The sequence below is a fragment of the Mycobacterium sp. genome (assembly GCF_032161845.1).
GTDB lineage: Bacteria > Actinomycetota > Actinomycetes > Mycobacteriales > Mycobacteriaceae > Mycobacterium.
In genome coordinates, this window is record NZ_JAVRQA010000237.1 from 1 (window position 1) to 4,760 (window position 4,760).

4 protein-coding genes, 1 tRNA gene and 1 pseudogene are annotated in these 4,760 nt (G+C 66.4%); 2 read left to right on the top strand and 4 right to left on the bottom strand.

Annotated features, from left to right (window positions below; genetic code table 11):
* On the bottom strand, positions 1 to 1,318 hold a 1,318-nt coding region (gene lysA, locus QOD90_RS13775), incomplete at its 3' end, for a diaminopimelate decarboxylase (protein WP_526350565.1).
* Between the two features lie 80 nt (positions 1,319 to 1,398).
* Positions 1,399 to 3,051, bottom strand: a complete 1,653-nt coding sequence (gene argS / locus QOD90_RS13780; protein WP_526350559.1) for an arginine--tRNA ligase — start codon at positions 3,049 to 3,051, stop codon at positions 1,399 to 1,401.
* A gap of 170 nt (positions 3,052 to 3,221) precedes the next feature.
* Here argS and QOD90_RS13785 point away from each other — a divergent pair.
* Positions 3,222 to 3,297: transfer RNA gene (locus QOD90_RS13785), tRNA-Arg, on the top strand.
* Positions 3,298 to 3,529: 232 nt separating this feature from the next.
* Positions 3,530 to 3,712, top strand: a pseudogene (locus QOD90_RS13790) (tyrosine-type recombinase/integrase); the annotation flags it as partial.
* 191 nt (positions 3,713 to 3,903) lie between these two features.
* Here the strand turns inward: QOD90_RS13790 and QOD90_RS13795 are convergent.
* Entirely contained in the window at positions 3,904 to 4,029 is a 126-nt protein-coding gene (locus QOD90_RS13795) for a hypothetical protein (RefSeq protein ID WP_526350561.1), read from the bottom strand.
* Positions 4,030 to 4,450: 421 nt separating this feature from the next.
* On the bottom strand, positions 4,451 to 4,760 hold a 310-nt coding region (locus QOD90_RS13800), incomplete at its 5' end, for a nitroreductase/quinone reductase family protein (RefSeq protein WP_526350563.1).

A 4,760-nucleotide genomic window follows, 5' to 3' on the forward strand; every position in this document is an offset into this window, starting at 1 on the left:
TCAAAAGATCGTCGACCGTCTCACGCCGCAGAATCACGCGCGACACTCCGTCGCGCACGGCCACCACGGCGGGACGGCCAAGCAGGTTGTACCGGCTCGACATCGAATAGCAGTACGCGCCGGTGGCGGCGACCCCGATCAGGTCACCAGGTGCGATGTCGTCCGACACCCAGGTGTCGCGGACGACGATGTCACCACTCTCGCAGTGCTTTCCGACGATCCGGGCCAGCGCGGGAGCTCCTTCGCTGACGCGCGACACCAGGCGGGCGTCATATTCGGCTGCGTAGAGCGAAGTCCGGATGTTGTCGCTCATCCCACCGTCGACGCTGACGTAGCGGCGCTGCGCCGTCTGACTGACCGCGACGTCCTTGACCGTCCCCACCTCGTAGAGCGTGATGGTGCCCGGACCGGCAATCGCTCGACCCGGTTCGACGACGAGCTTGGGCGCGGGCAGTCCGACGGCAGCCGACTCGTGGACGACGATGGCGCCGATCTTGGCCGCGAGGTCCTCCATCGGCGGCGGATCGTCTTGCGGCAGATAGGAGATGCCGAGTCCGCCACCGAGGTCGACGATCGACATCTGCGCGGTCTTCTCGATGCCGAACTCGGCGACGACGTCGCGCAGCAGGCCGATGACGCGATGGGCAGCGAGTTCGAAGCCCGCCACGTCGAAGATCTGCGAGCCGATGTGACTGTGCAGGCCGACGAGGCGCAGGTGATCGGCGGCGAACACGCGCCGAATCGCGTCCATGGCTGCCCCGCTGGCCAGCGAGAGACCGAACTTCTGGTCCTCGTGAGCGGTGGAGATGAATTCGTGGGTGTGTGCTTCGACGCCAACGGTGACGCGCACCAGCACGTCCTGCAGGACGCCGGCCTCGCTGGCGATGGCATCCAGGCGATCGATCTCGATGAGAGAGTCCAGCACCACGTGGCCGACTCGGGACTTCACTGCCATGGCGAGCTCGGCGACCGACTTGTTGTTGCCGTGCAGGGCAATGCGTTCCGGAGGGAAGTTCGCGTTGAGCGCGACCGCGAGTTCGCCGCCACTGCAAACGTCGAGGGACAACCCTTCTTCATCGATCCACCGCGCGATCTCGCTGCAGAGGAAGGCCTTGGCGGCGTAGCGGACGTGCTCACCGTCACCGAACGCGGCGGCGATGTCGCGACAGCGAGAGCGAAAGTCGTCCTCGTCGATGACGAACAGCGGCGTCCCGTAGTCCGCAGCCAGCTGCGTGACGGGCACGCCGGCAAGGACAACCTCACCATCGGCGCCGCGAACGGCGTTGCGCGGCCACACGTTCGGGGCAAGCGCGAGCATCTCGTCTGCCGTCCGTGGACAGGCAGGCGCATTACCGTGGCGGGTGTCCTCGGCGTGGCGGGGACCGGCGGGATGCGCCATCACATCCGCTCCGGCGCACTGACACCCAGGATCTCGAGCCCGTTGGCGATCACCTGACGGGTGGCCTGGCAGAGGGCAAGTCGAGCGGCGTGCAGTTCGGTCGGCGGCTCGTCACCCTGTGGCAGCACCCGGCACGAGTCGTAGAACCGGTGGTAGTCGCCGGCGAGATCCTCGAGGTAGCGGCACACGCGGTGCGGTTCCCGCAGTGAGGCAGCGGTTTTCAGCACGCGAGGGAATTCGCCGATGGTGCGCATCAGCGTGCCCTCCCTGTCGTGGTCGAGCAGCTGGAGGTGCGCGGTGCTGCCGACGATGCCGAGCTCGGCAGCACTGCGGGCCAGCGCCGACAGGCGGGCGTGCGCGTATTGCACGTAGTAGACCGGGTTCTCGCTCGACGCACTGGACCACAGGGCGAGGTCGATGTCGATCGGTGTATCGACGGAGCTGCGGATCAGCACGTACCGCGCCGCGTCGACGCCGATGGCGTCGACGAGGTCGTCGAGGGTGATGACGGTGCCGGCGCGCTTGCTCATCCGCATCGGCTGGCCGTCGCGGACCAGGTTGACCATCTGGCCGATCAGCACCTCGACGGTGTCCGGATCATCGCCGAGCGCGGCGGCGGCGGCCTTGAGCCTGGCGATGTAGCCGTGGTGATCGGCACCGAGCATGTAGATGCACAGGTCGAATCCGCGCTGGCGCTTGTCCAGGTAGTAGGCGAGGTCGCCCGCGATGTAGGCCGGGTTGCCGTCGCTCTTGATCACGACGCGATCCTTGTCGTCACCGAACTCCGTGGTGCGCAACCACGTTGCGCCGTCCTTCTCGTAGATGTTGCCGGTCTCGCGAAGCTTGGCGATGGCCTGATTCACCCGGCCCGAGGTGTGCATCGAGTCTTCGTGGGTATAGATGTCGAAGTCGGTGCCGAAGTCGTGCAGCGACTTCTTGATGTGGGTGAACATCAAGTCGACGCCGACGGACCGGAACGTCTCCAGCTGCTGCTCGGTCGACTGGCTCAACACGTCGGGTGCGGCGGCCAACACCTGCTGGGCGATTTCGGCGATGTAGCTGCCCGCGTAGCCGTCCTCGGGTGTCGGCTCACCCTTCGCCGAGGCGATGAGCGAGTTGGCGAACCGGTCGATCTGCGTGCCGTGGTCGTTGAAGTAGTACTCCCTGACGACCGCGGCTCCCTGGGTCGCGAGCAGCCGGCCCAGCGCGTCGCCGACGGCGGCCCAGCGGGTTCCCCCGATGTGGATCGGCCCGGTCGGGTTCGCGGAGACGAACTCCAGGTTGACCTTCTGGCCCGCGAGCTCCTCGGAGCCGCCGTAGGACGAACCGGCGGCGATCACGTTGTCGACCACCACGCCTTGGGCGGAGGCCTCGATGCGCAGGTTGACGAAGCCCGGCCCCGCCACGTCGGCCCCGGCGATGCCATCGGTGCCCTCGAGCGCCGTCGCCAGCCAACCGGCCAGCTCACGGGGGTTGGCACCGACCTTCTTGGCCAGCTGCAACGCGACGTTGGTGGCGTAATCGCCATGCTCGGGGTTGCGCGGGCGTTCGACGACGACCGTCTCCGGCAGGGCGGCAGTGTCGAGCCCGTGCTCGGCCAGTACCGCGGCAGCGGTCGTCTTGAGCAGCTCGGCCAGATCGGCTGGGGTCACGGGGGACCATCCTATGGTCTGAGGTGGTCCGCACCCGAATCCTTTCCCACGGGGAGAGCACAGCGACCGGGGAATGTCACCGCAGGTATGCCGCCACCCCGGGACGCGATCGGCCCCTCCCGGATGCGTTAGGCTGTCGACGCCCAACGGCGCAGCGGAGTACTACCTGCGCCCCCGTAGCTCAGGGGATAGAGCGTCCGCCTCCGGAGCGGAAGGCCGCAGGTTCGAATCCTGCCGGGGGCACCACCTGACCAGCGCAGACCTTAGTCCGTCCAAGATTCGTGCAATTCAGGTATTGCGTGGCTCCAATTGAATGGAGCCTCAAATGACCAGCACGTACACCGTCCCCGACTCCCCGCCGATCCCGAGGCCGCGCTAGAGCTGATCGTGCGGCTCCCCAGGAGATCCTGCACCGCGACGAGTTCGTCCCCGTCCTACAGGAGTGCTGCACGGTCCTCGATGCCGAAGGGTGCCGCCGGGCTACACCATGCACACCTTGCGCCATCTCTTCGCATCTCGGGCCTACCGTGGCAGCCGCTATCTGCGCGCGGTGCAGATGCTGCTCGGGCACTCGTCGGTGGCCACAACAGAGCGGTACTGCGCTGTGGACGACGACGAGATCCGCGCGCCGATGGAATCGGCGGGAATCGATATGCACTGACCCGCGTCTGAGCTATTAGTCGGCCAGAAGGTGAATCAGTCACTCGCCCGCGCCTGTCCCCAGCGTGTCACGATGTCGAAAGCGCACCGCAAAGGCTATGCGTCGCCCATTCTTAGCCGATGAGTGAACAGTTCGTCGCGTACCGCGAGCAGTTAATCGGTCGGCACCAGAACGCCGCCACTAGCGTGATATCAACCGTCGGGGATGTCGTGATGATCGGGGGCATCGCTGCGGGGGTCGCGACGAAACGCGTCGTCGTGGGCGCGGCTGGCGTCGGCGTCGGCTTCGCCATCGCCGTGGTAGCCCACTTCTTCCAACCAGGGACGGTCCGCGACGAGATTGCAGCAGTCATTCGCCATCCCATTTGGGCCATCCGAGCCGAAGTCCACCGAATCTTTGGCCGCTCCGCTTAGGCGGGTTCGCGACGAACTGATCAGGGGGCCACCCGCTCCCCTGGTGGCGGGCCGACTCTGGTGTGGACTATGGGGTCCTCGTTGTGTGCGAGGCGTCCTTCGACGCCAGGGCTGCGAGCTGGGCGAGCGCACCGGACGGCTGATCGAGGAGGGGTAGGCGGGCGGCCCTGCCGGAGCCTTCCGGCGGTGTCATTTGTCGCGGACCGTGCCGCTCCGATGCGGCGTTCCTGGCGGGGTCGTGGTGTTGCTTTGGGTCCTACTGCGCTGGCGCGCACCGCTTACCCTCACACCACTCCCCGGTGACGGGCTGGTCGTTTCCGCCCGGCTAGCGTGGCTTGAGCCGAAAGACGGGAATATGGCGGCCAATCGGGTCGGTTTTATCGCGGTAGTCAGCCCAACCCGCATAGACCCCCTCCGCGAGTCCGTATACCCGCGCGTAGTCGCCGGGGTCGGCGATCTCCTGTGCGAGGAATTTCTCATCGCCTAGTTCACATTCAGGGTGCGCCTTGAGGTTGTAATACCACTGCGGATGTTTGGCACCGCCGTAGTTGGAGGCGGTCACGATGGGGTCGGGTCCATCGTGGAAGTACGTGATCTGGTTCTCTCGCCGTCGACCGGACTTCGCACCTGTAGTC